Source organism: Staphylococcus marylandisciuri (assembly GCF_025519785.1).
Classification (GTDB): Bacteria; Bacillota; Bacilli; order Staphylococcales; family Staphylococcaceae; genus Staphylococcus; species Staphylococcus marylandisciuri.
The window spans coordinates 14,230-38,378 of the sequence record NZ_JAOPKZ010000015.1 but is presented as its reverse complement, the minus strand read 5'-3'; the positions used below and the strand labels follow the sequence as shown (position 1 = coordinate 38,378).

General features: G+C 35.0%; 22 protein-coding genes and 8 tRNA genes. 6 read left to right on the top strand and 24 right to left on the bottom strand.

The genetic code is table 11. From position 1 onward, the window contains the following. Positions 1-171 precede the first annotated feature (171 nt). Positions 172-483 (top strand): tyrosine-type recombinase/integrase, encoded by a 312-nt coding sequence (locus N9R04_RS09395; protein ID WP_262856498.1) that lies wholly within the window; start codon positions 172-174, stop codon positions 481-483. A gap of 182 nt (positions 484-665) precedes the next feature. Here the strand turns inward: N9R04_RS09395 and N9R04_RS09390 are convergent. From N9R04_RS09390 to hemE, 12 genes are all read right to left on the bottom strand, one after another. Beyond that, a tRNA-Ser gene (locus N9R04_RS09390) sits at positions 666-754 on the bottom strand. A 47-nt stretch (positions 755-801) separates the two neighbouring features. Beyond that, positions 802-873, bottom strand: a tRNA-Glu gene (locus N9R04_RS09385). A gap of 3 nt (positions 874-876) precedes the next feature. After that, positions 877-951, bottom strand: a tRNA-Asn gene (locus N9R04_RS09380). Positions 952-964: 13 nt separating this feature from the next. After that, positions 965-1,038 (bottom strand) — tRNA-Gly (locus N9R04_RS09375). A 16-nt stretch (positions 1,039-1,054) separates the two neighbouring features. After that, positions 1,055-1,130: transfer RNA gene (locus N9R04_RS09370), tRNA-His, on the bottom strand. Positions 1,131-1,147: 17 nt separating this feature from the next. After that, positions 1,148-1,220 (bottom strand) — tRNA-Phe (locus N9R04_RS09365). Between the two features lie 4 nt (positions 1,221-1,224). Beyond that, positions 1,225-1,300: transfer RNA gene (locus N9R04_RS09360), tRNA-Asp, on the bottom strand. 9 nt (positions 1,301-1,309) lie between these two features. After that, positions 1,310-1,383: transfer RNA gene (locus tag N9R04_RS09355), tRNA-Met, on the bottom strand. Between the two features lie 594 nt (positions 1,384-1,977). Beyond that, on the bottom strand, positions 1,978-2,535 hold the full coding sequence (locus N9R04_RS09350) for an RBBP9/YdeN family alpha/beta hydrolase (RefSeq protein WP_262856497.1): 558 nt from the start codon (positions 2,533-2,535) through the stop codon (positions 1,978-1,980). A 240-nt stretch (positions 2,536-2,775) separates the two neighbouring features. Continuing rightward, entirely contained in the window at positions 2,776-4,176 is a 1,401-nt protein-coding gene (gene hemY, locus N9R04_RS09345) for a protoporphyrinogen oxidase (RefSeq protein ID WP_262856496.1), read from the bottom strand. 17 nt (positions 4,177-4,193) lie between these two features. Continuing rightward, the gene (gene hemH, locus N9R04_RS09340; RefSeq protein ID WP_262856495.1) at positions 4,194-5,117 is read right to left on the bottom strand and encodes a ferrochelatase; all 924 of its coding nucleotides are present in this window, start codon (positions 5,115-5,117) and stop codon (positions 4,194-4,196) included. Between the two features lie 48 nt (positions 5,118-5,165). Beyond that, positions 5,166-6,203: a uroporphyrinogen decarboxylase gene (gene hemE, locus N9R04_RS09335; protein ID WP_262856494.1), complete on the bottom strand. Its 1,038-nt coding sequence runs from the start codon at positions 6,201-6,203 to the stop codon at positions 5,166-5,168. Between the two features lie 417 nt (positions 6,204-6,620). On the opposite strand from hemE, the gene N9R04_RS09330 reads away from it, so the two are divergent. Then, positions 6,621-7,121, top strand: coding sequence for a signal transduction protein TRAP (locus N9R04_RS09330; RefSeq protein WP_262856493.1), 501 nt, complete (start codon positions 6,621-6,623; stop codon positions 7,119-7,121). Positions 7,122-7,210: 89 nt separating this feature from the next. Here N9R04_RS09330 and ecsB read toward each other — a convergent pair whose 3' ends face one another. Continuing rightward, positions 7,211-8,434, bottom strand: a complete 1,224-nt coding sequence (gene ecsB / locus N9R04_RS09325; protein ID WP_262856492.1) for an ABC transporter permease EcsB — start codon at positions 8,432-8,434, stop codon at positions 7,211-7,213. Then, positions 8,434-9,168: an ABC transporter ATP-binding protein EcsA gene (gene ecsA, locus N9R04_RS09320; protein WP_262856491.1), complete on the bottom strand. Its 735-nt coding sequence runs from the start codon at positions 9,166-9,168 to the stop codon at positions 8,434-8,436. Before ecsA ends, ecsB begins: the two co-directional genes overlap by 1 nt. Positions 9,169-9,294: 126 nt before the next feature. On the opposite strand from ecsA, the gene N9R04_RS09315 reads away from it, so the two are divergent. The 4 genes from N9R04_RS09315 to prsA all read left to right on the top strand — a co-directional run bounded on the left by N9R04_RS09315 (position 9,295) and on the right by prsA (position 12,541). Beyond that, complete coding sequence (locus N9R04_RS09315) at positions 9,295-9,723, top strand: HIT family protein (protein WP_262856490.1); 429 nt, start codon at positions 9,295-9,297, stop codon at positions 9,721-9,723. A 68-nt stretch (positions 9,724-9,791) separates the two neighbouring features. Then, entirely contained in the window at positions 9,792-10,157 is a 366-nt protein-coding gene (locus N9R04_RS09310) for a YtxH domain-containing protein (RefSeq protein WP_262856489.1), read from the top strand. A gap of 396 nt (positions 10,158-10,553) precedes the next feature. Continuing rightward, the gene (locus N9R04_RS09305) at positions 10,554-11,114 is read left to right on the top strand and encodes a DUF3267 domain-containing protein (protein WP_262856488.1); all 561 of its coding nucleotides are present in this window, start codon (positions 10,554-10,556) and stop codon (positions 11,112-11,114) included. Between the two features lie 437 nt (positions 11,115-11,551). Then, positions 11,552-12,541: a peptidylprolyl isomerase PrsA gene (gene prsA, locus N9R04_RS09300; protein WP_262856487.1), complete on the top strand. Its 990-nt coding sequence runs from the start codon at positions 11,552-11,554 to the stop codon at positions 12,539-12,541. Positions 12,542-12,724: 183 nt separating this feature from the next. Here the strand turns inward: prsA and yhaM are convergent, their stop codons facing one another. From yhaM to N9R04_RS09250, 10 genes are all read right to left on the bottom strand, one after another. Beyond that, entirely contained in the window at positions 12,725-13,666 is a 942-nt protein-coding gene (gene yhaM / locus N9R04_RS09295; protein ID WP_262856486.1) for a 3'-5' exoribonuclease YhaM, read from the bottom strand. Next, positions 13,666-16,599: an ATP-binding protein gene (locus tag N9R04_RS09290; protein WP_262856485.1), complete on the bottom strand. Its 2,934-nt coding sequence runs from the start codon at positions 16,597-16,599 to the stop codon at positions 13,666-13,668. Before N9R04_RS09290 ends, yhaM begins: the two co-directional genes overlap by 1 nt. Beyond that, positions 16,599-17,786, bottom strand: a complete 1,188-nt coding sequence (locus N9R04_RS09285; protein WP_262856484.1) for a metallophosphoesterase family protein — start codon at positions 17,784-17,786, stop codon at positions 16,599-16,601. Before N9R04_RS09285 ends, N9R04_RS09290 begins: the two co-directional genes overlap by 1 nt. 747 nt (positions 17,787-18,533) lie before the next feature. Beyond that, entirely contained in the window at positions 18,534-18,878 is a 345-nt protein-coding gene (locus N9R04_RS09280) for a YlbF/YmcA family competence regulator (protein WP_262856483.1), read from the bottom strand. Between the two features lie 68 nt (positions 18,879-18,946). Continuing rightward, complete coding sequence (locus tag N9R04_RS09275; protein WP_262856482.1) at positions 18,947-20,077, bottom strand: DUF445 domain-containing protein; 1,131 nt, start codon at positions 20,075-20,077, stop codon at positions 18,947-18,949. Positions 20,078-20,526: 449 nt separating this feature from the next. Next, positions 20,527-20,991, bottom strand: coding sequence for an XRE family transcriptional regulator XdrA (gene xdrA / locus N9R04_RS09270; protein WP_262856481.1), 465 nt, complete (start codon positions 20,989-20,991; stop codon positions 20,527-20,529). A gap of 539 nt (positions 20,992-21,530) precedes the next feature. Beyond that, positions 21,531-21,674: a hypothetical protein gene (locus N9R04_RS09265; RefSeq protein WP_262856480.1), complete on the bottom strand. Its 144-nt coding sequence runs from the start codon at positions 21,672-21,674 to the stop codon at positions 21,531-21,533. 467 nt (positions 21,675-22,141) lie between these two features. Beyond that, the gene (locus N9R04_RS09260; protein WP_262856479.1) at positions 22,142-22,285 is read right to left on the bottom strand and encodes a hypothetical protein; all 144 of its coding nucleotides are present in this window, start codon (positions 22,283-22,285) and stop codon (positions 22,142-22,144) included. Continuing rightward, positions 22,282-22,905: a response regulator gene (locus N9R04_RS09255; protein ID WP_262856478.1), complete on the bottom strand. Its 624-nt coding sequence runs from the start codon at positions 22,903-22,905 to the stop codon at positions 22,282-22,284. Before N9R04_RS09255 ends, N9R04_RS09260 begins: the two co-directional genes overlap by 4 nt. Positions 22,906-22,919: 14 nt before the next feature. Next, positions 22,920-24,035, bottom strand: coding sequence for a GAF domain-containing sensor histidine kinase (locus N9R04_RS09250; protein WP_262856477.1), 1,116 nt, complete (start codon positions 24,033-24,035; stop codon positions 22,920-22,922). Positions 24,036-24,149 lie beyond the last annotated feature (114 nt).

Here is a 24,149-nt window from a genome sequence, read left to right as displayed (position 1 = left end):
CACTCGACTTATATTCGCATTTGCTCGATCAACATAAAAAAAGCAAGGTCAACGTGTAAGAAAAATTTTTCTTGACACTTTTTTGACACTTGCAAATATAAAACCCTTTAATATCAAGGGTTCCAAGCTATAAATAACGGAAAGCACGATATTAAACATATTCAAAGCGTCTTGAATAGCAAAGTAAGAAAAATTAATGATAATTACATTTTTAATACCGGTGTAGGATTAATTACACATAATGCGGTAACTAAAACATTTCAAAGATTTTTACTTCAAAACTCGTTAGGCAATTACACTTTACACGCAATAAGACATACACATGCTTCTACGTTATTAGCTAATGGATTATCAATTCAATATGTAAGTAAAAGATTAGGACATTCTAACATTGAAATTACATGGCGTGTATATAGTCACTTATTAGATGACTACAAAACAACAGAGGACGAAAAAGTTACTACAATCCTAGATAATTTATGATGGTCTAAATTTGGTCAACTTAAGGCCAAAAAGGTAAATATATTATTTATTTGACCAAAATTTGACCACTTTATTTATATACAGATATTAACGAATGTTAATCAAAAATAAAAAGAACGCCGTCATAACAGCGTTCTTAGTGATTTTAAGAAAACAAATATCAACCATTGTTCTCTATCCTACGGAAAGTGAGGGATTCGAACCCTCGAGACGCATGATGACGCCTACACGCTTTCCAGGCGTGCTCCTTCGACCACTCGGACAACTTTCCACAGTGATATTAAAAAAACAGAAGCGATCAAACACTTCTGTTAAGAATGACCCCGACGGGACTCGAACCCGTGTTACTGCCGTGAAAGGGCAGTGTCTTAACCGCTTGACCACGGGGCCATATGGCTCCACAGGTAGGATTCGAACCTACGACCGATCGGTTAACAGCCGATAGCTCTACCACTGAGCTACTGTGGAATAAAAGTAAAAATGGAGCGGGTGATGGGAATCGAACCCACAACATCAGCTTGGAAGGCTGAGGTTTTGCCATTAAACTACACCCGCTTAATAGGAACGATTATGGGGCGGTTGATGGGAATCGAACCCACGAATGTCGGAACCACAATCCGATGCGTTAACCACTTCGCCACAACCGCCAAGCAACGATAGGAAATGGTTCAGGACAGAGTCGAACTGCCGACACATGGAGCTTCAATCCATTGCTCTACCAACTGAGCTACTGAACCATAATGGCGGTCCCGACGGGAATCGAACCCGCGATCTCCTGCGTGACAGGCAGGCGTGTTAACCGCTACACTACGGGACCTTTAAATAATTGCGGGAGGCGGATTTGAACCACCGACCTTCGGGTTATGAGCCCGACGAGCTACCGAACTGCTCCATCCCGCGCTAATAATAAATAAGACTACCTTGCTAATATATCATCATACCCTATTTGTGTCAACAAAAACTTTACAATAAATTTACAAACGAACGATATATTAATGAAGGAAGCTATCTCTTTAACAAGCCTTTTACAGTATATAAACTTTTTAACCTAAAGTCAATAAGTGTATAAAAGAAATTTGTGTAATTATGGTATTATACTAAAATTTTATAATATTAGAGCGAGATAACCTTCCCTTTTAAGGGGGGTCTACTTAGCATAACCTCTATACAACTAGTCTATATTTGCGTTCAACTCAGCTATACCGAGGTCGGGGTAAAAGCGGTTAGGATTTGAGCAAAACCGAATGATGAACATAATTGTTCTATAAATTCTGTCGAATCATAAGAATGTATGTCTCCAATCCTGCTTTTTGGCCCCCGCATCGGTTTCTCAGAGCAAAGAAACTTTATGGTTCAACCCCATAAATAACCTCTCCCCTGCTAATGATAGTCTTAACTATTATATATATTCTATCGACTAAAGTATCAATCTCACTTGTATTAGTTGAGTTAACTAGCTTGAACTGATTGTTCTAGTCTTGAATATTTAAGAAATCAATCGCTCATAATACCTTGCATACGTTCTTGGAGTCGCGTAAAAGTGGTAAAGCCGTTATCTTCTAAAAAATGACCTCCATTATTCGTAACTCTGCAGCGACCATCTAAAGCTTGCATTAATCTTTCAGTTTCTTTATAAGAAACATATTGGTCGTCTTTTGCACTTAAACCAAAAAAGCGATCAACTTTAGACTTAACTTTATCATAATCAATTGTGATACCGTCTAGATTTATATTTTCATCTATATCTTTTGCATCTTCTTTAAACCCCGAAATACTGAAGAAACCTTCTACCTTTTTTATACTAGGATCTTCTAAAAACTTTAGACTAGCAATAGTTCCAAAGCCGTGCGTTACAAAGTACGTCTCATATGTATCGATACTAATTTGTTGTTTCATTTCTTCGATCCATACATCAATTGGTTGACTATGATCAGTAGAGAGGTTAAATAAAGTGACGTTGTAACCTTCAAGTTCTAAATTATTACCCAACCATTCATACCAGTGATTTGAAGAGCCTCCATATACAGAATGAACAATGATAACATCTGTCATATTAGTTTCTCCTCTCTCATTCATAATTAACTATTACCTTTTCAAATAAATTTTAACATAAATAAATAAAGGTTAGACTTATTTTAACTTCACCTAATTACATTCATTATCGAAGTGGTAAATTTCTATGGACATACCTTAAAAGGAGATAACCTTAATTTATACAATATTTGTATTTTAAAATTAAAAAAAGAGCTGATCCCTTCGTAAAGATCAACTCAAGTTATATTGCAAATTTACTTAGCGAAAGTCTTCTAGTAAACTCTCTACTGTTTCTTGTGCTTGTTTAACACAATCTGGTAAACCAACCGCTTCAAACGAGGCACCGGTTATACGTAATCTCGGGTAAGTATTTCTTACATGGTCTTGAATATCCTTAATGTGTTGCATATGCCCCACGTGATATTGTGGCATACTATTAGGCATACGATGGACTATACTGAAATCAGGGCTGCCTTTGATAGTCATCATCTTAGAAAGATCTTCTTTGACTAAATCTACTATTTCTTCATCACTATGATCTTGAACAATAGTATCTCCTGGGCGACCTACATAAGCGCGTAACAGAACTTTCCCTTGTGGAGTAGTAAACGGCCATTTTTTGCTAGTCCAAGTGCATGCGGTTATTCGAGTATGACTTGTACGCGCAATCACGAAGCCAGTCCCTTCATAGGTGTTCTCAATATTGTTGGCATCAAAGGCTAGAACTACCGTAGCTACAGTTGTGGAATCCATCTTTTTAAAATAATCAAATGCTGGATCTTGCTCAAACCATTGAATAAAGGATTGATGAGGCGTTGTTATGATTACGCCATCGGTCTCTACTTGATCATCTTCAAGGATGAGATCATAGTTCGTTTGGGACACGATAATATCCCTAATAGGAGTATTATATTTTATCTCTATATCCAACTGGTTCACCAAATAGAATTCTAGCTTTTCAATAAAGGAGCTTAGACCATTTTTAAACTGTCTAAACTGACCTTTAGGGGCACCTGGATAGAGCTGCTTTTGTCTTAGGCGCTCTTCCTTTTCATGCTTCATTCCTTTAATAAGACTTCCATAATTCTCTTCTCGTTCTTTAAATTGAGGAAATGTGCTCATCAAACTCAATTGATCAATGTTCGTTCCATATATACCGCCCATTAACGGTTCAATTAAATTTTCTAATATTTCGTTCCCTAAACGTTCACGGAAGAACTCACCCACTGATATATCGCCATCCATCGGTGTTGGCTTTTTAAATAAATCCAAACCAGCTCTGAGCTTACCTCTAAAAGAAATAAGTTTAGTGTTCAAAAATGGTTTAATATCTGTGGGAATCCCCATAATTGACCCGCCTGGAATAGGAAATAATTTATTATGCGCATATATATACGATTGTCCTGTTTGATTTATCTCGATATCATCACCTAAACCTATATCTGTCGCTACTTCAGTCATGATACTCTTTCGACCTAGATAAGATTCTGGACCCAACTCGATGGTATAACCGTCTTGGCGATACGTTTTGATCTTCCCCCCAGATTTACCTGTCGCTTCGTAGATCGTCACATCTAAACTTGGATCCTTCTTCTTAAGATAATATGCACTACTTAAACCTGTTATACCAGCGCCAATAATCGATATATGTTTAGTCAATTTAATCCACGCTTCCTTTAGTAAATTGATTTAACCTCATCAACAATCGCCCCTATAAATAAGCTATCAGTATTGGGCATTTGTGGGCGGTAATAGTTTACACCTAGTTCATCGCACACTACTTTACATTCATAATCATTATCATATAAGACTTCTAAATGCTCACATACGAAGCCTACTGGTGTGTAAATAAAATGCTTATAACCGTGCTTGTTATATAAATCTCTAGTTAAATCCTGTACATCTGGGCCCAACCAAGGCGTCCCAGTATGACCTTCTGATTGCCAACCTTCTGCCACATGCACAATGTTTGAATTCTCTTCAAGTAACTTTCTAGTCTCATGCAATTCATTAGGGTATGGATCGTTATTTTTTTCAATCATCCCCTTAGGTAAACTATGCGCAGAAACGACGAGAACAGTGTCATCATGTTCAGAATCTGGTATTAAATCTAGCGTTTCATTGATCTTTTCCGTCCAGTATTGAATGAATTTAGGTTGCTCAAAGTAATGTTTAACATGAGTCAGTTTGATGGCATATTTCTGCGCCTCATCTTCTGCCCTTTTATCGTATGAACCAACAGAGAAAGAAGAGTAATGTGGCGCAAGAACAACAGTGACTGCGTCTTCAATCCCGTCGTGACTCATAGCTTGCACTGCATCTTCTATATAAGGGTGAATGTGTTTCAAGCCTATATAGAGCTTAAAGTTCACATCGTCATAAGCCTCATTTAAAGCGTCACACAAAGCTTCGGCTTGTTTATCAGTAGTATGGGCTAGTGGAGAAAGACCACCGATAAACTCATATCTATCCTTTAAGTCTTGTATCTCTTCTTCAGATGGTTTCTTACCATGTCTTATATCCGTATAATATGGTTCAATATCACTTTCTTTGTATGGAGTTCCATAAGCCATTACTAGCAAACCTACCGTCTTAGTCATTAGAGATCTTCCTTTCTCCTTTAAAAGTCTTATCAAATAATTGCAACTTTAACGTTTAGTATAATTGTGAACGAAACGGCTTACTTTCTTAAGCGTCTCGGGTTTAACTTGAGGAAAGACACCGTGCCCCAAATTAAAGATGTGCCGACCGTATGTCCGACCTTCATCTAGTATCATCTTAAGGTTCTTCTCAATCACGTTCCAAGGAGCTAAGAGTAAAGAAGGGTCTAAGTTACCTTGTAATGTTTTAGAAAAGCCTCTATCTCTAACTTCAGAAATTTGTAAACGCCAATCTAAGCCAAGAACATCTATAGGTAAATCATTCCACTCGTCGGCTAAATGGCTAGCACCTACTCCGAATAAAATAACAGGAACGTCGTACTTAGCTTTTATTCCAGATACTAATTTATGCATAGCAGGCTTAATGTAATATTGATAATCTCGCACATTAAGTGCGCCTACCCATGAATCAAATATTTGTATCAATTCGGCACCGGCTTCAATTTGAGCTGTAACATATGTGATAGACATCTCTACCAAGTGATCCATAAGTTTAAACCATGTTTCTTCATCTCGATACATCATAGCTTTGGTCATATGATAGTTCTTAGATGGGCCGCCTTCAATCATATAGCTCGCTAAAGTAAATGGCGCGCCTGTAAATCCAATTAGAGGGACATTTAATTTTTCTTCAGTGAGTAACTTAATCGTATCAAGTACGTAAGGTACATCACGTTTAGGATCGATTTGACCTAGTTTCTCTACGTCTTGTACAGAAGTTATAGGATTAGAAATGACAGGCCCTACCCCAGACTTTATATCCACATCAACGCCAATCGGTTTTAAGGGAGTCATAATATCTTTATAAAGTACTGCTGCATCAGTATGATAATTATCAACAGGTAAATGCGTAACATATGCACAAAGTTCCGGTTGATGAGTGATTTCAAACAACGAATACTTCTCTTTCAAACGTCGATATTCTGGTTGAGATCTACCCGCTTGTCTCATAAACCAGACAGGAGTGTGATCCACTGTTTTTCCTGCAATCATATTTAATATCGTATTATTCTTAGTAGACACCATGCTTCCCCCTACTTAATAATCATTCTTATTTATATTACCATAACGCCTTATCGTTCGTATTTTAAAGTGCTTAAATGTCATAAAAATGACAAAACACCACGCTCAGCTGAGCATTTCAGCATAGTATATGTTATATTTAAAGACAATAAATATCTTAACATATGCGAGCTTGATTTATCTCTATTAACATTTTTAACTCAATCAACAGAGCTTTTGATAAAGCCTTATCTTATAGGTAAATTGCTGTATTAACTTTGAGGCTTTCACTTTTCAAAGTACAGACCTGCTTTGAAATTCTTAAAAATGTTTGATTATCATAGAATTATGTTAATAGAAATATGAGATCGCTGGCTATGAAATTTGATTTTACCTTCAATATCCAGCACTAAATACAAGCAGCTTCAAGGGGGAATTAAGATGAGATTATATGCGACATATGGTACGTATGGTTATCTTAATCAAATTAGACTAAAGAATCCAGAACGCAATTTGCTTCAATTCTCTGCTCCAGATTCTTCGGTAATCGTCGAAGAAACTGATGATGAAACTATACTGAAACACCCAATTATATATGATGTGATAAATTCAACGGGAGAGCTAAATGAAGATCATTTCTATTCAGTGTTATTCATACCTGCTTCTGAAGATCACGCTTATCAACTTGAGAATAAACTTAAGAGTATCTCTCCTGATTTCGGTAAATTTGCTGGCTTTAAGAGTTATCGTTTCTTAAAACCGACTAAAGGTATGACATATAAAATCTATTTCGGTTTCAATTCACGGAGAGATTATGAAGATTTTAAACAATCAACTACTTTCAAAGATAACTTTTCTAAAAGTGCCTTGAGTCATTTCTTTGGTTCTTCAGGACAACACTCTAGTTACTTTGAACGCTATCTTTATCCTATCGAAGATTGATCACAGTCAAAGTAGATAATTTATATTATAAAGAAGCTCTCTTCTTTTAGCTTTACGTTAGCTAATTTGAAGAGAGCTCTCATTATATCTTAATCCTTTAATAATGATTCTTGATACTTTAGCTTCTTGATAATGTTTAAAATAGTTAACCAACCCACTAAGATAAATAGTAATCCTGCGTACATGTAAAGTGGATTAACTAGAGCATATATAACAATAAATACTAGCGCGATAATCAACAACAATCGATAAAGAAATTGTTGATAACCTTTAATGACTTTACTATCGTCGACAGGCCAAACTTGAGGCCATAAACCATAAGCTTGTTGCGTATAGAATTGAGACATTTGAAGCAAGATAACATAAGTGAACAGACAACCAATTATTAAGCTTACTATCGGTTGATGTAACCAAGTCATTAAAATACCAGCTATAAGTATGAGGCGCAAAATGATATTAAAGGCATCTTTACCTCGTACAAAACTTCTTTTAAATAAAAACAAGTACATATAATTCTCGTTAAAATGACTTGCTTTAGGCACCCTTAGTACTGGATCTAAATACCGTCTTCTTACAGCGGCTTCACTTAAGTCTTTAACATCCGTAAACATGTTAACAAATTTGTAGTAATTCGTGCGATGCTGTGTCTCTATATCTATCATGCGTTCCCATGGAAATAAGTGTTGACGATTTGCTAACCCAACAAAAAATGATATTGCTAACACTATACCGATTGACGCCAAGCCGGTGAGTTGAGAAGTATCTAATGTGATATAGTACCCTGCTGTGAAAATAATAAAAAGGATAAGATGTATGGACCAATGTTCTAGGTCGTACTTATACCATTGCCACTTCAGTATTAGTCCTGTGAAAGGTAGCACAAGTGCCAATATTGTAAATAGAATATAAAAGGCATAGTGATGGTGATTAATTTGAAAGAATAATGGAAAGAAAATAATTAGTAATGCAATTTGTCTCATTACACGTTGGAAATAACTATAAATTAAACTGCACTTGATGTAATCTTTCATATTCTTTTCAAACGGGAGTAGAAATAACCGGTCTGCATTCTGTAAAAGTGTTCTCATCGGAAACATTGATGTTAACGCAAAGATAACACTTGTAATCAAAGAATAGTTAATACCTTTCGGGATTGACTTTAGCCATTGACCATAACCGAGTATAAACGCACCTAATAGTAACACTAAAAAGACAGTGAAATGACCATTAAATATGAACTTATTATAGTAACGTTTTTCTTTAGCAATTTTTATACGGCGCTGTTTAAATAAATGAATGGCTTGATTACTCATCAACGATTACCACCTTGAGTCACTTCTATGTAAATCTCATCTAATGTCTTATCATGCATATTCGTTTGGTCCCTCAACTCAGCTAAATTACCTATAGCTACTATCTCGCCTTGATCAATTATGATAAAGCGATCGCAATAGCGTTCGGCTGTAGCTAGGATGTGCGTACTCATTAAGACCGTTCTGCCTTCTTTTTTCTTATCTACCATCAGATCTAACATCGACTGTATCCCCAGAGGATCTAAACCTAAGAAAGGCTCATCTATAATATAGAGTTCAGGGTCAACGATAAATGCACAGATAATCATGACTTTTTGTTTCATACCCTTTGAGAAATGACTAGGAAAGATTTTCATTTGATCCTGAAGTCTAAAGGTTTTAAGTAAAGGTTTAGCACGATTCAACGCTTCTTCTCTAGAAATATTGTACGCCATTGCAGTCATATATATATGTTCTTCTAGAGTCAACTCATCATAAATGACTGGAGCTTCTGGTATATAGGATAACTTTCGTCTATATGCTTCAACATCTTCTTTGATATTTGTATTTGAAATAACCAATTCGCCTTCAGTTGGTTGTAATAAACCTAACATATGTTTAATTGTGGTACTCTTCCCTGCTCCATTGAGGCCGATAAGCCCCACAATTTCACCTTGCTCAAGTTCGAAATTTATATCTTTAATCACAGGCTTCTTACCGTAACCCCCTGTGAGATGTTCTACTTTAACTGACATATGGCACCTCCATAAAGGTATTCTACCAAATTCTTATAGGAAATCATAAAGATACTAGCATTTAATGACTTCTAAATCATTATAATGCTATAATAAAATATAATAGATAATCAAGGAGTGAAGAGGATGTCTGAAACGATTTTTAGCCAAATTATTAAGGGAGAAATCCCCAGTCATAAAGTTTATGAGAATGATTATGTTTACGCCTTTTTAGATATTTCTCAAGTCACAAAGGGGCACACTTTACTCATACCTAAGAAAGCATCGGCTAACATATTTGAAACGGATGCTGAGACCATGCGTCATATCGGAGAAGCTTTACCTAAAGTTGCGAACGCTATTAAAGATGCCTTTAATCCTGATGGTTTAAATATAGTGCAGAATAATGGCGAATTTGCAGATCAATCTGTGTTCCACTTACATTTCCATTTCCTACCACGCTATGAGAATGATGTGGATGGTTTTGGTTACAAATGGGAAACGCATGAAGACGAATTAAACGATGATAAAAAAGCAGAAATAGCTAAATTAATTCGCAATCAACTAGGCGAATAATGCTTAATTTAAATCATGTAGGGTATAAATGAAATAAGTATAGACTTTGAAACGTAAGGAGAATTCATATGAAAGCTGTGCAAATCCTATTAGGCGCTAGTGCAGGTGTTGCAACAGGCTTAGGTGTAATGCTCATGAATCGTGACCGTAAAAGAGCTAACGCCTCTCACATTTCAACTAAGCAACCTGTAGGCGCTGAGTCTGAACTCGATAGAGAAATTAATACGATAACTCAAAGCGTCAATGATATAGTGAATTACGTCCATCAAATTAAATCTGAAAGTAAAGAGTTTGGTAGTTCTATTGGTGATGAAGTCAAAGAACTTATCGGTAACTTTAAATCCGACATTAATCCAAATATCGAACGCATTCAAAGTAATATCGAGAACTTGCAAAACCGAGGCGAAGAAATAAGTAAAACTTTTGAAAAATAAGCGCTACATTATCGTGTTCAATTGAAATAAGTGGTTATAGAACAGAAATGATTTACAATAACTACTATTAAGCTCGGGCAGATCACCCTAAAAAGCATTAAGGTGATTTTCATAAAAATTGTTTAGCGTTTCTCTTTATTACGATATGGTAGTATATTTTTAACGGTTGGTGAAATAGTCACTGACCGTTATTTTAATTTCTGATATTAAAATACAATGATCTCTAGTACTGAATTTCATCGATAATTACTGAGTTTGTAGCGATAGTTACTTTGGACCAATTATGATGTCATACAATTTTATAACGAATCAAACATTACTTGACGTTTGATTCGTTTGGATACATAATACTATCGTACTTGGATGACATATTATGAAATCAAGGAGATAAGGCTTATGTTTTTATGTACAAGACAAATTGATATTAATGCTCGATTTGGATTACCACGAATTGCATTTCTCGGTTTTGTGACAACCATTATCTCTTTTTTAATCTGTTATGAAATCATGCACTATTATTCCGATGTTCGTTTATCCGATCACTATTTTTTAGTATTTATTGTAGCAGCAATACTTTTATACCCTTTTCACAAAATTTTTCATTTATTCTTTCTGTTACCGTACTATCACTCATTTAGAATTTATAAGATTAATAAAAAGAAATCTTTACCATTTTATAATGTGTACGTAAACACACCTGTCAACAAATACTACTTTGCGCTCGGTTTAATATTACCTTTTATTTTAATTACTTTATTGGGTATCATGTTAACAGTTCATTTTCTAGCTTATGGACATTATTTTATGTTTTTGGTAGCTATGAATATGGGCTTCTCAGTTTTAGACTTTTTATATATTAAGATTATTCTACTCTCTAATGAAGGTAACTATATTGAAGAGCATCAAACGGGTATAAATATTTTAAGAAAAGTGAAAGTTCTTTCTCGTAACGTATAACTATTAAAGACATGATGAGTATTTTTTAATCAAATAGAGGTACATGACAAGATATATGACGTCTTTGTTATGTACCTCTTTCTCTTTACTATTCCAATACTAAAATTGACTGTCGAATATCATCAGGAAAATATATATTTTTTGCTTACTTAAGTTGATTTTGAGATACTTTAATATAGAGTAAGGTTATAATACATTCAGGGAGCGGGACAGAAATCTAATTTGAATAAAAAAGATTTCGTAGTCCCGCCCCGGCAAGGATGACTAGAATTGAAAAAAGCTTGATACAAGCGCGTTTTCAAATCAGTCATCTACTGCCAAGATGCTGAAAGAGCCTGAGACATTACATTATGTCCCAGTCTCTCTCAAAAAAATTGGTGCTTAAATAATAGTATGTTATATTTACGATGTTATTTCTTACATAAAGGAGACTGAGAATGAAAGTTATAAAAAAAGTGTTAATACCTGTATCTGCCAGTGCCCTCTTATTAGGAGCATGCGGCCATGATGCAACTGATTCTAAAGAAAATACTTTAATCACATCTAAAGCTGGCGATGTAAAAGTTTCAGATGTTATGAACAAAATTGGAGATGAACAAATCGCTAATAGTTCATTCCAAGTACTACTTAATAAATTATTAAATAAAAAGTATAAAGATAAAGTGGATACTAAGGACATCGATAAGGAAGTCGAACAGGAGCAGAAACAGTATGGTGGTAAAGATCAGTTCGAAAGCATGTTAAAACAACAGCACATGTCACTTGATGATTACAAAGAAGAGAAGAAGCTTCAAGCTTATCAAAAACAACTATTGGAAGATAAAGTTAAAATATCTGATAAAGATATTAAAGATAATACTAAAAAGGCTTCACACATATTAATTAAAACAAAAGAAAATAAAAAAGATAAACAAGGCCTGTCAGATAAAGAGGCTAAGAAAAAAGCTGAAGATATTCTGAAAGAAGTTAAGAAAGATCCAGATAAATTTAGTGCCATAGCTAAGAAAGAATCAAAAGACTCACAATCTAGTAAAAAAGGCGGAAGCTTAGGCTATGTCATTAAAGGACAAATGGAAGATAAATTTGAAAAAGCGCTCTTTAAATTAAAAGAAGGCCAAGTTTCCGACATAGTTAAGACAGACTATGGTTATCACATTATTAAAGCTGATAAAGAGAACGATTTTGATAAAGAGAAAAATAAATTGAAATCTAAACTTATCCAACAGAAAGTTCAAAAAAATCCTAAGTTGTTAACTGACGCTTATAAAGATTTACTTAAAGAATATGATGTAGATTACAAAGATAGAGATATTAAAAAAGCTATTGATGACTCTATTCTAGATCCAGAGAAGATCAAGCAACAACAGCAGCAGCAACAACAGCAACAAGCTATGCAAGGTGGCCAAGGTGCTTCACTCGGTGGTTAACCTTTCGCAATGACACATCTCGTTTGAATACTTATTAAGGTTGATGAGTAGTTGCTAAGTTGAGCTATATCAATAATTAATATAAGGGAGCGGGACAGAAATCTAATTTGAATAAAAAGATTTCTGTCCCGCTCCCTATTTTCATATTATTTGATGAATAGTATTATCGTTAAAATGATTGGTTCATTCTAACGTACTCGGTTTGTAGAAACGTCGACCTTCTAAACCGAAAATCTTCTCTGTAAATTCACCCTTTTCAATTTTACCAAATGCTTTTTCAAACATGTTTAACTTAGCATCGATATTATCGATGAAGAATAAGATTTCCGCTTCTTTTAAATGCGGCATCTTAGGAGATCCGTATTCCATCTTACCATGATGAGCTAATATCATATGGCGCAATAACATCACTTCTTCTCCTTCGATACCTAATTCTTTAGCTGTTTCCGCTACCTCATCACTAGCTATTGAAATATGCCCTAGCAAATTTCCCTCAACGGTATAGGTAGTAGCTACTGGGCCGCTCAATTCTTTTACTTTGCCTAAATCATGTAAAATAATAGCACTGTATAATAAACCACGATTCAAAATAGGATAAATATCGCACAGTGATTTAGCTATTTCTAACATCGTTAGCACGTGATAACTTAAACCACTCGCGAAATTGTGATGATGAGAGCTTGCTGCTGGAAATGTATAAAATGCTTCCTCATACTTTCTCACTAGGTGTCTAGTTATTCGTTGTAATGAAGCATTCTCTATATCAAAGATAAATTGAGATATCTGACTTTTAATTTCTTCGGGACTCAAGGGTGCTCCACTAATAAAGTCTTGCGCTTTTAAGTTATCTTCCTCATTGGCTAATCGATAACCATTCATTTTCATCTGTTTTCTACCACGATAATTGATGATGTCACCTTTAGCTAAAATAATTATTTCAGGTTCAAGAATCTTCATGTCTTCTTTAGTTGCTGTCCAAAACTTTGCCTCTAATTCACCACTTTTATCTTGTAAATGAAGTGTCATGTAGTCTTTACCTTGAGCAGTAACACCTTGAGTAGCTTTATGAATCAAGAAGAAATGGTTGACCGAATCGCCTGGCTTTAATTTTTCAGCATTTCGCATTATTTAGCACCGTCCTCTACTTTATTTAAAGTAACCAATTGTTTAGAAGGTATATTATTATCTTTGGCACAAGTAAAGTACAATACCTGATAATCTTCAGGGAGCTGTCTGATGTACTTCATCATAAGTTCTTTTCTATTTTTATCGAAATGAACGAAAGCATCATCAATAATAATTGGGAATGGATAATAAGGTTTTAAAGTTTTAATCAAGCTTAGACGTAAAGAAATATAAAGAATTTCTTTAGTGGATTGACTGAGTTCAACCGGGTGATAAATCTGTCCATTACGTTGTTTCACCATCAATTCATCACTTACATATGAAACTTGAACATAATGTCCTTCTGTTAATCTGTTAAATATATGTGTAGCTTCGTTAACTACTTGTGGTAATCGTTTATCCTTGATTTGAGCAATATGACCGTCAACTAAAGCTTGAAGATAACTCAAGCTAGCCCAATCTTTAGCTTCCTCATTCATTTGATTCTTCAATATATGGTATTTATGTCTTAAATCAGCTAGCGTTTGATCTGTCTCCATTTGGGTAATTTGAGAATTCAGATCACTCACTTCTTTTTGAATCTCTAAGTACTGCTCATTATAATCATCTATTTGTTTAGATAAACGCTTATTTTCCTCAGTGAGATGTGCTTCACTCTTAGAACTTAGCGCTGAACTATCTTCATAAGAATAATTTTGATTTTCTAGATACTGTGTTAAGTCATTAAATCGATTTAAATTATTCTCATAGCGTTTAGATAGTTCATAATGTTTATAGTAATCTTCTTCATTATCAACATCTGTGAAATCGAAAAGCGTATCGATGACTTTGATATTGTCTTCCAAGCGCTGTTTCAGTTGTTTCAACTCGTTGCTTAACAGTGTTATTTGGTCATTATTGCGTCTTCTGTAATCCAATGATGCTTGTGCTTCTTGTAACCACTGACGTACATCATGGAAGAAAGATAACTGATTAAAGTTTGGAATTTGATGTTTAGTGACTTCCTTACCATGTGTGTAAAAGTCTTCTAAATATTTATCGAGATGATCCCGCGTTTCTTTTAACTCTTCAATATGATGACCCAAATCTTTTATCTTGTTCATCGTAGTAATACCATCAATTACAAGATCATCCGACATGCGATCTGAAACTTTAAGTTCTTGCTTGATTTGTGAGATTTGATTCTTAACAGTACTTAATTCTGCGGTTGTTTCTTTTAACGTTTGATGGAGATATTCCGCTTTTTTATTTAATGATTCTTTATGCTTAATCGCATTATGCCACTGATCGCGTATACGATATTGGTCATCTAGATCAAAATCTAAATTATAGCGTTCCTCTAAGCTCTTAATTTGTTCTTGTAACTCATTTATTTCGTGAGTAAATGTCTCAGAATGCCCTATTTCCTTAGTTCTAATGAAGAATAGTCCAACGATGAATACTAGTGTTAATAGTGCAAATACCGTACCGAATAATAAGTTAGTTGAAATGAATGAAAAGACGGCGAGGGCAGCACTCACGATTGCTAAAATAATTACGCCCAATCGTAAGGTTGCTTGGTGTTTCTCTTTTTGTTGTTGTTCAACATCAAACGCTTCTTTCATTTTTTGATAAAGATTATTTTTTTCTTCTAATTCAAACCTTTGTTGTTGGTGTTGTTTTTTCTTTTCAAATGTCTCTTCAGGCACAATCTCCTGATTGAGTCCATCTAACTCTTCCGCATTAGCTTCTTTTTCGATCTCATTTTCTTGAATATCTCGCTTGAGTTGAGTTTCCGTAGCTATTAGCTCTTGTTTATATTTTAATTGCTCACTAATATGACTCTTCATAGCTTCAGAACTATCAACTTCGCTATGAACTTTATCCCATCCTATATTTAATTTAAGCCCACGTATTTCTCTTTCTTTATCGTTGATTTCTTTATCCATCGATTTAGCTTCATATTCCTTTTGCTTGATGTCATTTTCTTGTTGCTGGAGACTTTTCAACGCATTGATATCAGATTCCTTAGGCTGAGATAGTTGCTCGTTATTTTGTTCTAACTGTGCTAATTTTTCTTCGCGTAAACCGATATCTCTCTTCAAATTTTGCGTTTGTAACCTTGAAGCTTCGTATCTATCAATGCCTTGCTCAGGGAAATCAACTGGTTCTACATTTAATTCTTTTTCAAGCGTTTTCCATTCTTGAGTTTGAGCATGCAATGCAAGTTCTTTCTGTTTCTCATCGTGCAAATGAGAGAGCTGGGATAAATTATTTTTTAAATGATCAAGTCTTTGAGCTGATTTATCTCGTTCCTCTACGTATTTGTGATAAGTATCTAATTTCGCCTCTTCGGTTCTAATTTGTGAAGCTAACTCATCAAGCTGTACAATCTGTTGATTGATAACAGGCTTCCGCCCACTCTTTTTATATAATTCTTCTTTTTTATCTGCTAAAATTGCTCGCATAGAAGTGAATTCAGTAGATCCTAAGGCTCCTGCTTGTAGTAAAAAATTCTGTAATTGTGTTTCATCCATGTTCTTGTGAATGTTTTGTAAACCCAACACACTAAAGGAGAAGATTCCTTGATATGTACGTTTAGAAATATAATTTAACTCTTCTCTCAACCATTGTTCATCTTTGATTGCACCATTAGGCAGATAAACTTTCAGATCCCCTGCTGCACTACCTTTGATACGCTCTACTTCAATTTCAGAACCATCATCTCTAATTAAAATCAATTTACCACCATATTGGTTACCTAACCTCGGTTCCAAACGTGGTTCGTTTTCTTTCCGAGTAGGAAATCCAAATAATATAGAGTGAATAAACGCCTGAATGGTTGACTTACCTGCTTCATTCTCCCCATATATTTCAGTAAAGAAAGAATCGAATTTGATAGTACGCTGCACAAATTGACCATAGCCATAAATCTCTAGTGATTTAATTTTCATTAAGACTCACCTCTCATTTCAGTCTTAAGTATATTCTCGGCATGTCGAATTAATTCATTCCTATCAAAATCATTGTAATCCTCTAAAAACTTTGAAGCGCGAGGATTCAAATATAAGTCACTCATCGAAGATTCAAAGATTGTATCATCAGCAATTAAGCTTCTTGAGAACTCCTTACTCAACTTCTGTTCTCTGTCATATTTATACTCAATGTCTAACTTTTCAATAAAAATGAAGTTATTCTCATTCCGTTCGTAATCATCTATCATTTCTTTGATTTGCAATATATCTTGCTCTGATAAAGGTGAGTCGTGATTAACTATAACTTTCAATTTATAAAACGCTTTGCCTTGTCCTCTTTTCTTACTCTTAAAGTTTTGAATAGCTTCATAAATTTTTTGTTTAGTTTGAGCATCAGTTTCAATTGTCGCAGCTTCAAAACGAATAAACTGGGTAGGTATAAACTCTGTATTAAGCTTCAAATGATCACCAGTAACGAGCAAACACCCTTTGTCTCCAAGTTCATTAAAGTGTCTTCCTTGGATATTACCAGGATAGTGAATTTGAGGCATTTCACTTAATTGTTCACGTTCATGTATATGCCCTAAAGCCCAATAATGATATAGCTTACTATTTAAATCTTCTAAACGGAATTCTGTATAGCGATCTTTCTCAGATGATCGACTATATGTTCCATGTAGTACACCGATATGAATACCGTCTTGTCCCTGGCTAGAAGGGAATGCATCAATTTTATTTTCATAGCTAGCATCTTCTTTATAACTAAAGCCATGTAGAAATATCTTTTCACCTTTCTTATTGATCGTTTGATATGTTTCTACAGTATCTGAGAACACAGAAACGTTCTTAGGCCATGAGGTAGTTAAATTACTAGATAAAGGGTCGTGATTACCATGACAAATGTATACAAATATTTGTTCACTATTTAAACGTTTAAATTGTTCTTTCAGAAAAACTTCAGCTCTTAACGTGCGATTTTGATTATCAAATAAATCTCCAGCTATTATAAGAAAATCAACTTCTTCCCTCAAAGCTTTATCGACTATATTTCTGAAGCTTTCATATGTACTCTTTTGCATATCGTCAAAAATAGGTTGATTTAAGTGGCTTCTCGACTTAAATGGACTATCTAAATGCAAATCTGCACAGTGGATAAATTTCACCATATTATAACTCCTTTTTATCTTGTACATGGGAATGAAATGAATTTATTTTTCATGGACTTACTACCCTAATTTATTCAGACTGTATTAGAACTATGATTGTAAGTATAGGGATGATTACAGAAGAAAGATCGGGACAAAAATGTTTGGAATTGAGCGGGGCCCCAACAAAGAGAAACTGGAATATAATGTAATGTCTCAACCTCTTTCAGCATCTTGGCAGTAGATGACTGATTTGAAAACGCGCTTGTATCAAGCTTTTTTCAATTCTAGTCATCTTTGCCGGGGCGGGACCACGAAATCTTTTTAATCAAATTAGATTTCTGTCCCGCTCCCTCTTTCAACATCTCGGCAGTAGATGACTGATTTGAAAACGCGCTTGTATCAAGCTTTTTTCAATTCTAGGCATCCTTGTCGGGGCGGGACTACGAAATCTTTTTATTCAAATTAGATTTCTGTCCCGCTCCCGAATCGTGAGCGTTTCAATCGCAAATCCTGCTTTTGGGGCACCGTCTATCAGCTTCCCGGACCTCAGAATCTTTATGTCTCAACTTCTTCCATTTTAAATATCGTTTATTATTTTACCATACAGCAAAAAGACCGTCGATAAAAGGCCACAATGACTAGAAGTCATATCTGACTCAGGTATAGTTTTAGTTCTACTAACAGAAGTGGTCGATATAAAGAGAGCCACCCCATAATCAATAAGAATGGGATGGCATGATGACTCTCAATTATTTCAATTGGTAATTAGTCAGCGTAAATTTCGTCTAAAGGTTTAACTATAATTTGATTGATTTCTTGGAAGATTTGACTCATTTTTTGCTCAGCAGACATCAATTCAGAGATGTTTGAGTCTTTTTCAATTTCTTGAGCTTGCTCTTGAGCTTTTTGAAGCTCTTCTTCGCCTATTTCTTCACCTTGCATTTGTTTTTGTTGGAAATTCATTTGAGTTTCACGAAATTCATCAAATAATTTCTTTGATTCATCGTTTTCTTTCACTTTCTCGTAAGCGTCTTTAATCGCTTTGTATTCATCGCTTTCTCTTAAAGCTTGTTCTAATTGATTTGCATGATCGTATAAATTTACTGCCATTTTGTTACACTCCTTTTTGTGATCTGTGTTGTTACCACATCGATAATACAATAACATACTTTAATAAGTTACACAAAGATAGCTATTACGCCTTGAAGACAACCTATAATTCCACCTAATAAGAAACCGAGTAACATAATAAGTTTTAACTCTTTATTCGCAATTTCAATGATTAATCGCTCTATATAGTCTAGATCAAAAGTATTGATTTGTTGTTCTATCATGCCTCTCAAATTAATTCGCTGCATAATCGGTGAAATTTGAGTTGAAACGTTATCTATAATTATAGAAGTTAAATGTTCCGTGATGTTCTCCTCTACCAGTCTAATTAATGAAGGCATAACTTGATTCAACGGCTGAGTCGTTTTCTCATCAATATCAATATACTCTATCATTAACGCTATAAAAGATTCTCCTAAATCATCGAACTTCTCTTTTGAGATGAGTTCCTTTAGCGTTTTTGATTTAAAGGTCTCATACTCATTATCGATAACTTGACGGGCAATCTGTCTAGCTTTAGGATGATTGGTTAAACGGATGAGCTCCGAACGAATGCGTTCTGCGATATGCTCTTTCGTCATAAACATTTGAAGTAATCCTATAATTTTTCCTTTTTCTTGAAAGAAAGTATCAAGCATGCTGTTGATATCTTCTACCCCTTTATCAGAGGTCAAATAAACCCTAGCTCTGGAAAATAGTAAATCTGAAACATTAGCAATCTTATCATCCGCATAAGTTATTAATTTATCTGGTAAAATGTCCTCTATTTTATCTTCTTGATGTGTGTTGTAAAAAGCATCAATCTTAGATTGTGCTAACTGTGTTGCCCTGTCAGATAAAACCTCAGCTGCATTGATATCCAACTTATTTGCAAAATACTGAATGCTCACATTATCACGTTTTAATTTTTGAACTTGTTTGAATAGTATCTCGTTAATAGAGTCACGAGTTGATGGTTCATTTAATTTAGACTTAATTAATGTTTCAGTTAATAAGTGGTCTTCTATAACTTGCCCTATCTTAGTAGCAATTTCCTCTCTACGTTTGGGTATCAATCCTGGAGTAAATGGTAAACGTAGACCAAACAAATAGTACGGCTTAAATGGGTGAAATAACATTCTGACTGCAATCATATTCGTTATACCACCAATCACAGCGCCGATAACAACCATAAATAAAATAAGGACTATTGCATGCAAGATTTTAGCACCTTCTTTCCGAGTTAAAAGGAGTGAGATTGAACCTCCCCTTTACCTAGATTCGTCATCTCACTCCTATTTAAAAATATTTATGTACTTATCATTACTCTATCACACTAATAAATAAATATTCTATAATAAAACCTGTTACCCAATGCCCAAATGAGCAAACGAACTTGTGAACAATGCATCTTTCACCCTCGAGGTTGAGACATTACATTATCTCCCAGCCTCTTTCTCTCTAGTCAAAGATCATTATGTCCCAATTTCTCTTTGGAGGGCCCCACCCCAACTCGCTGTGCTTGTTGAAACTGATGAACCAGTTTCTTTGTGTTGGGGCCCCACCCCAACTTGCATTGCTTGGTGAAACTGATGAATCAGTTTCTCTTTGTTGGGGCCCCCTGCTCAAATCCTAAACGCTTTTATCCCGACTTCAGCTATTATAGGATTTATACGTGCGCTAGTTCTTCTTTAGCAACGCGATTAAAGTATGTTTCTGCTTCTCTTAATTTAGATGTACCAAAAATAGGTTGTGTATCTTGATTAAGCACACGATAAAGTTCGCTGACTTTATTGCTTTGTAAGATGAAGCCATTTCTATTTTCAACTGTACGCCAGTAGATATCACTCGTTGTTGGATGATTAGGGTAGGCACAGTGACTTCTTGAAATCGTTTGTACCATTTCTAATGGATCACAACCAAAAGCGCTATTAAGCACATCAGAGTCTCTAAATAAGGCACATATAGATACACATGTTGTCCAATTAGGTAATACTCGTTCTTTTTCTATTTGAACAAGTGTCTTCTTTGAAAGACCTATAGTTTGCGCCATAGTATCTTGGGTATAACCGGCTTCAATACGTACCATTTTAAATTTTGATTGAATTAAATCTGTAAAATTCTGTCTATCCATTACTTAAAATCTACCTTTCATACTATATTTTATCCGAACCTAAGAATTGCAATAATACACACTTCTTAAAACACAAATAACATCTTAATATATCTTTAATAAAATTAAAAGAGAGAATTTAATTTTCACGATAAAACTTAAAATTACGTAATTATCGAAATTTTTCATCACTCATAAGATATTTGGAAAATGTTTACGCTCAAGTTATAAAGGTATTATTAGCCTTTATATGAAGTACATTTCAAAAATAGGTGTATTACTCATTACTTTAAAACATCAGTATTTATTATAGCCTATTTCTCGCTATAAATCACTGTAAATTATTCAATAATATTTAATTTTATATGAACAATTGGTTGGGCGCTAAATATGTTAAGAGCGTCTCGATCAGACATTGAATAACTTTAGTGAATTCATTAAGAGCTGTCTTTTCACTTATCTGCCAAGAAAACTTTGTACTGATCAAATGATATTTACTATTGCCAACCTTACACAATTAACGAAATAACCTTAATTCATTAGCTATCAGTTTATTCTGTTTAAGGGCAGGAGGATTTGTTTGCGTTAATAGTATTGGCACCACAAAAGCTTTCTCTTGCAGAGGTTGAAACAGCAAAGTTTCTGTGCTCTTGGAAATCTATTAATGGTATACCAAAAGCAGGATTGTCGACCGACACGCTCACGATTCGGGAGCGGGACAGAAATCTAATTTGAATAAAAAGATTTCGTAGTCCAACCACGGCAAAGATGACTAGAATTGAAAAAAGCTTGATACAAGCGCGTTTTCAAATCAGTCATCTACTGCCGAGATGTTAAAGAGGGAGCGGGACAGAAATCTAATTTGAATAAAATGATTTCGTAGTCCCGCCCCGGCAAAGATGACTAGAATTGAAAAAAGCTTGATACGAGCGCGTTTTCAAATCAGTCATCTACTGCCGAGATGTTGAAGAGGCGTGGATTTATCTCCCAGCCTCTTTCTCTCTAGTCAAAGCCCTTTATATTCCAGTTTCTCTTTGTTGGGGCCCCACCCCAACTCGCTGTGCTTGTTGGGAGCGGGACAGAAATCTAATTGGAATATAAAGATTTCGTAGTCCCGCCCCGGCAAGGATGACTAGAATTGAAAAAAGCTTGATACAAGCGCATTTTCAAATCAGTCATCTACTGCCTGCCAAGATGCTGAAAAAGGTTGAGACATTACATTATGTCCTAGTTTCTCTTTGTTGGGGCCCACCCCAACTCGCATTGCTTGTTGAAACTGGTTTACCAGTTTCTCTTTGTTGGGGCCCCTCCTCAAATTAATTTATTCTCAATAGCATAAATAGCAGCTTGAGTACGATCAGTTACCTGTAACTTAGTAAAGATATGGCTGACATGAGTCTTAACTGTTTTCTCTGACACAAATAGCGCTTGTGCGATTTCTTTATTAGTCTTGCCCTTGACCATTTCAGCTAATACCTCAGTTTCCCTTTTAGATAATTTATTAGTAAAATGGGGTTTGGCATCTCGTTCATCTATAACTTGTTGTGCTAATGGATGAATAATTTTCTCACCTTTAAGTACTTTATAGATAGTATTTATTAAATTTTCAGGTTCTACATCTTTCATTTCATAACCATCAGCGCCTTTGGTTAAAGCTGAGATGACATGTTCATCATCCGCGTAGCTGGTCAATACTAAGATTTTACAATCTGGATAGTTAGCTTTCATCCACTCAGTAATTTCAATTCCATTCATATTTGGCATAACTAAATCAAGTAATATGAGATCAGGTGCGCCTTGTTGTTCCACGTAAGATACGAAGCTTTCACCATTTGAAAATCCTTTAATGATCTCTAAATCTTCAACTGTAGAAAGTAAAAATTCTAATCCTTGCCTTACTATGTAATGGTCATCGATTAATATTACTTTATACATCTTAACTTACTCCTTTATTGTTGATCTAGCGGCACTTGTAATGAGACCTGTGTACCTCTCCTATCACTGGTTACATTAAATTTAGCATTCAACATTTGAGCTCTTTGCCACATGTTATTTATACCATGAGAACCTATATCGTTGATTTGATTAGTATCAAACCCTCTACCTTTATCCGTCACCGTGATCGAAAGTATTCCAGAAATTTGAGATAGTTTAAGCACCACTTGGTTTGAATCAGTGTGCTTCTTAACATTATTTACCGCTTCTTGAAGAATTCGATAAATATGTTCTTCTATAGTGCTAGATAAATTAATTAAGCCCTCAACCTCTGTCTGTAACTGTAAATTAAGCATCTCGCTATATTCATGTAGTGCATGTATTAGACCATGCTCTAACCCTACAGGTTTTAATTGCCAAATGAGAGCTCGCATCTCATTAACTGCTTTTTGAGTCGTCTGCTCTATAACTCCAAAGGTTTGTTGTGCCCGTTTAATATCTTTCAGTTCTTGCCCCGCATGTGCGGTTACCTTTACTGAAAACAGCATTTGATTAACTGAATCATGTAGGTCACGTGCTAACCTATTTCTCTCACTTAAACGAGCCGCTTCTTTCTCTTGTTCTGTTAGCGTAATACGTTTAATCGCTGATCCTATTTGGAAAGCTACCGATTCCAGTAATTCTAAATCTTCATCAGAATATGAGACCGTATTCGGAGTCGCGACGTTCAGTAATCCGAATTGTTCTTCCCCGGAACGAAGCGGTACAGTAGCATGGTGGGTAATATCATCCGTTTCTCTATAGTACACTTGATTAGCTTGATTAATTCTAGAACAGTTAATGATATTAGAAGCTTTAGTTAACTTTCCATTTTCATATGATTGTACACACCAACAGCTACCTTCTTTCATATATGCACAATTGCATTTAAGAAGAGCGCCTGGTAAATGGTAATCACTTACCAATTCGTGCTCGCCGTGTTGATTGATAAAGAAGATCCAACCAGTAGAAAAATCACTACCGCTAATCAATGATTGTAACGCACCATCTAACATACTTTTCATTTCAGTTTCCTCATTCAGGAATTCAGCTACATCTTTCAATAAAGCTAACCGTGTTGGTTTTTCCATAGTATCGCTCCATTTATCTAAAACTATTTCTTTTCTAGTATATTACATAACAATAACTCATGAAAATGTAATTTAGTTCATAATATGAATGTGATATGATGGTTAAGATGAATT

What these genes read in the sequence shown, in the direction of transcription:
- N9R04_RS09315 (WP_262856490.1), top strand. Translation starts at nt 9,295, where the DNA reads ATGTCTGAAACGATTTTTAGCCAAATTATTAAGGGAGAAATCCCCAGT.
- hemH (WP_262856495.1), bottom strand. Translation starts at nt 5,117, where the DNA reads ATGACTAAGACGGTAGGTTTGCTAGTAATGGCTTATGGAACTCCATAC.
- N9R04_RS09285 (WP_262856484.1), bottom strand. Translation starts at nt 17,786, where the DNA reads ATGGTGAAATTTATCCACTGTGCAGATTTGCATTTAGATAGTCCATTT.
- N9R04_RS09330 (WP_262856493.1), top strand. Translation starts at nt 6,621, where the DNA reads ATGAGATTATATGCGACATATGGTACGTATGGTTATCTTAATCAAATT.
- N9R04_RS09280 (WP_262856483.1), bottom strand. Translation starts at nt 18,878, where the DNA reads ATGGCAGTAAATTTATACGATCATGCAAATCAATTAGAACAAGCTTTA.
- prsA (WP_262856487.1), top strand. Translation starts at nt 11,552, where the DNA reads ATGAAAGTTATAAAAAAAGTGTTAATACCTGTATCTGCCAGTGCCCTC.
- ecsA (WP_262856491.1), bottom strand. Translation starts at nt 9,168, where the DNA reads ATGTCAGTTAAAGTAGAACATCTCACAGGGGGTTACGGTAAGAAGCCT.
- N9R04_RS09250 (WP_262856477.1), bottom strand. Translation starts at nt 24,035, where the DNA reads ATGGAAAAACCAACACGGTTAGCTTTATTGAAAGATGTAGCTGAATTC.
- hemE (WP_262856494.1), bottom strand. Translation starts at nt 6,203, where the DNA reads ATGGTGTCTACTAAGAATAATACGATATTAAATATGATTGCAGGAAAA.
- N9R04_RS09350 (WP_262856497.1), bottom strand. Translation starts at nt 2,535, where the DNA reads ATGACAGATGTTATCATTGTTCATTCTGTATATGGAGGCTCTTCAAAT.
- ecsB (WP_262856492.1), bottom strand. Translation starts at nt 8,434, where the DNA reads ATGAGTAATCAAGCCATTCATTTATTTAAACAGCGCCGTATAAAAATT.
- N9R04_RS09305 (WP_262856488.1), top strand. Translation starts at nt 10,554, where the DNA reads ATGTTTTTATGTACAAGACAAATTGATATTAATGCTCGATTTGGATTA.
- N9R04_RS09290 (WP_262856485.1), bottom strand. Translation starts at nt 16,599, where the DNA reads ATGAAAATTAAATCACTAGAGATTTATGGCTATGGTCAATTTGTGCAG.
- yhaM (WP_262856486.1), bottom strand. Translation starts at nt 13,666, where the DNA reads ATGCGAAATGCTGAAAAATTAAAGCCAGGCGATTCGGTCAACCATTTC.
- N9R04_RS09255 (WP_262856478.1), bottom strand. Translation starts at nt 22,905, where the DNA reads ATGTATAAAGTAATATTAATCGATGACCATTACATAGTAAGGCAAGGA.
- xdrA (WP_262856481.1), bottom strand. Translation starts at nt 20,991, where the DNA reads ATGGATAGACAGAATTTTACAGATTTAATTCAATCAAAATTTAAAATG.
- N9R04_RS09310 (WP_262856489.1), top strand. Translation starts at nt 9,792, where the DNA reads ATGAAAGCTGTGCAAATCCTATTAGGCGCTAGTGCAGGTGTTGCAACA.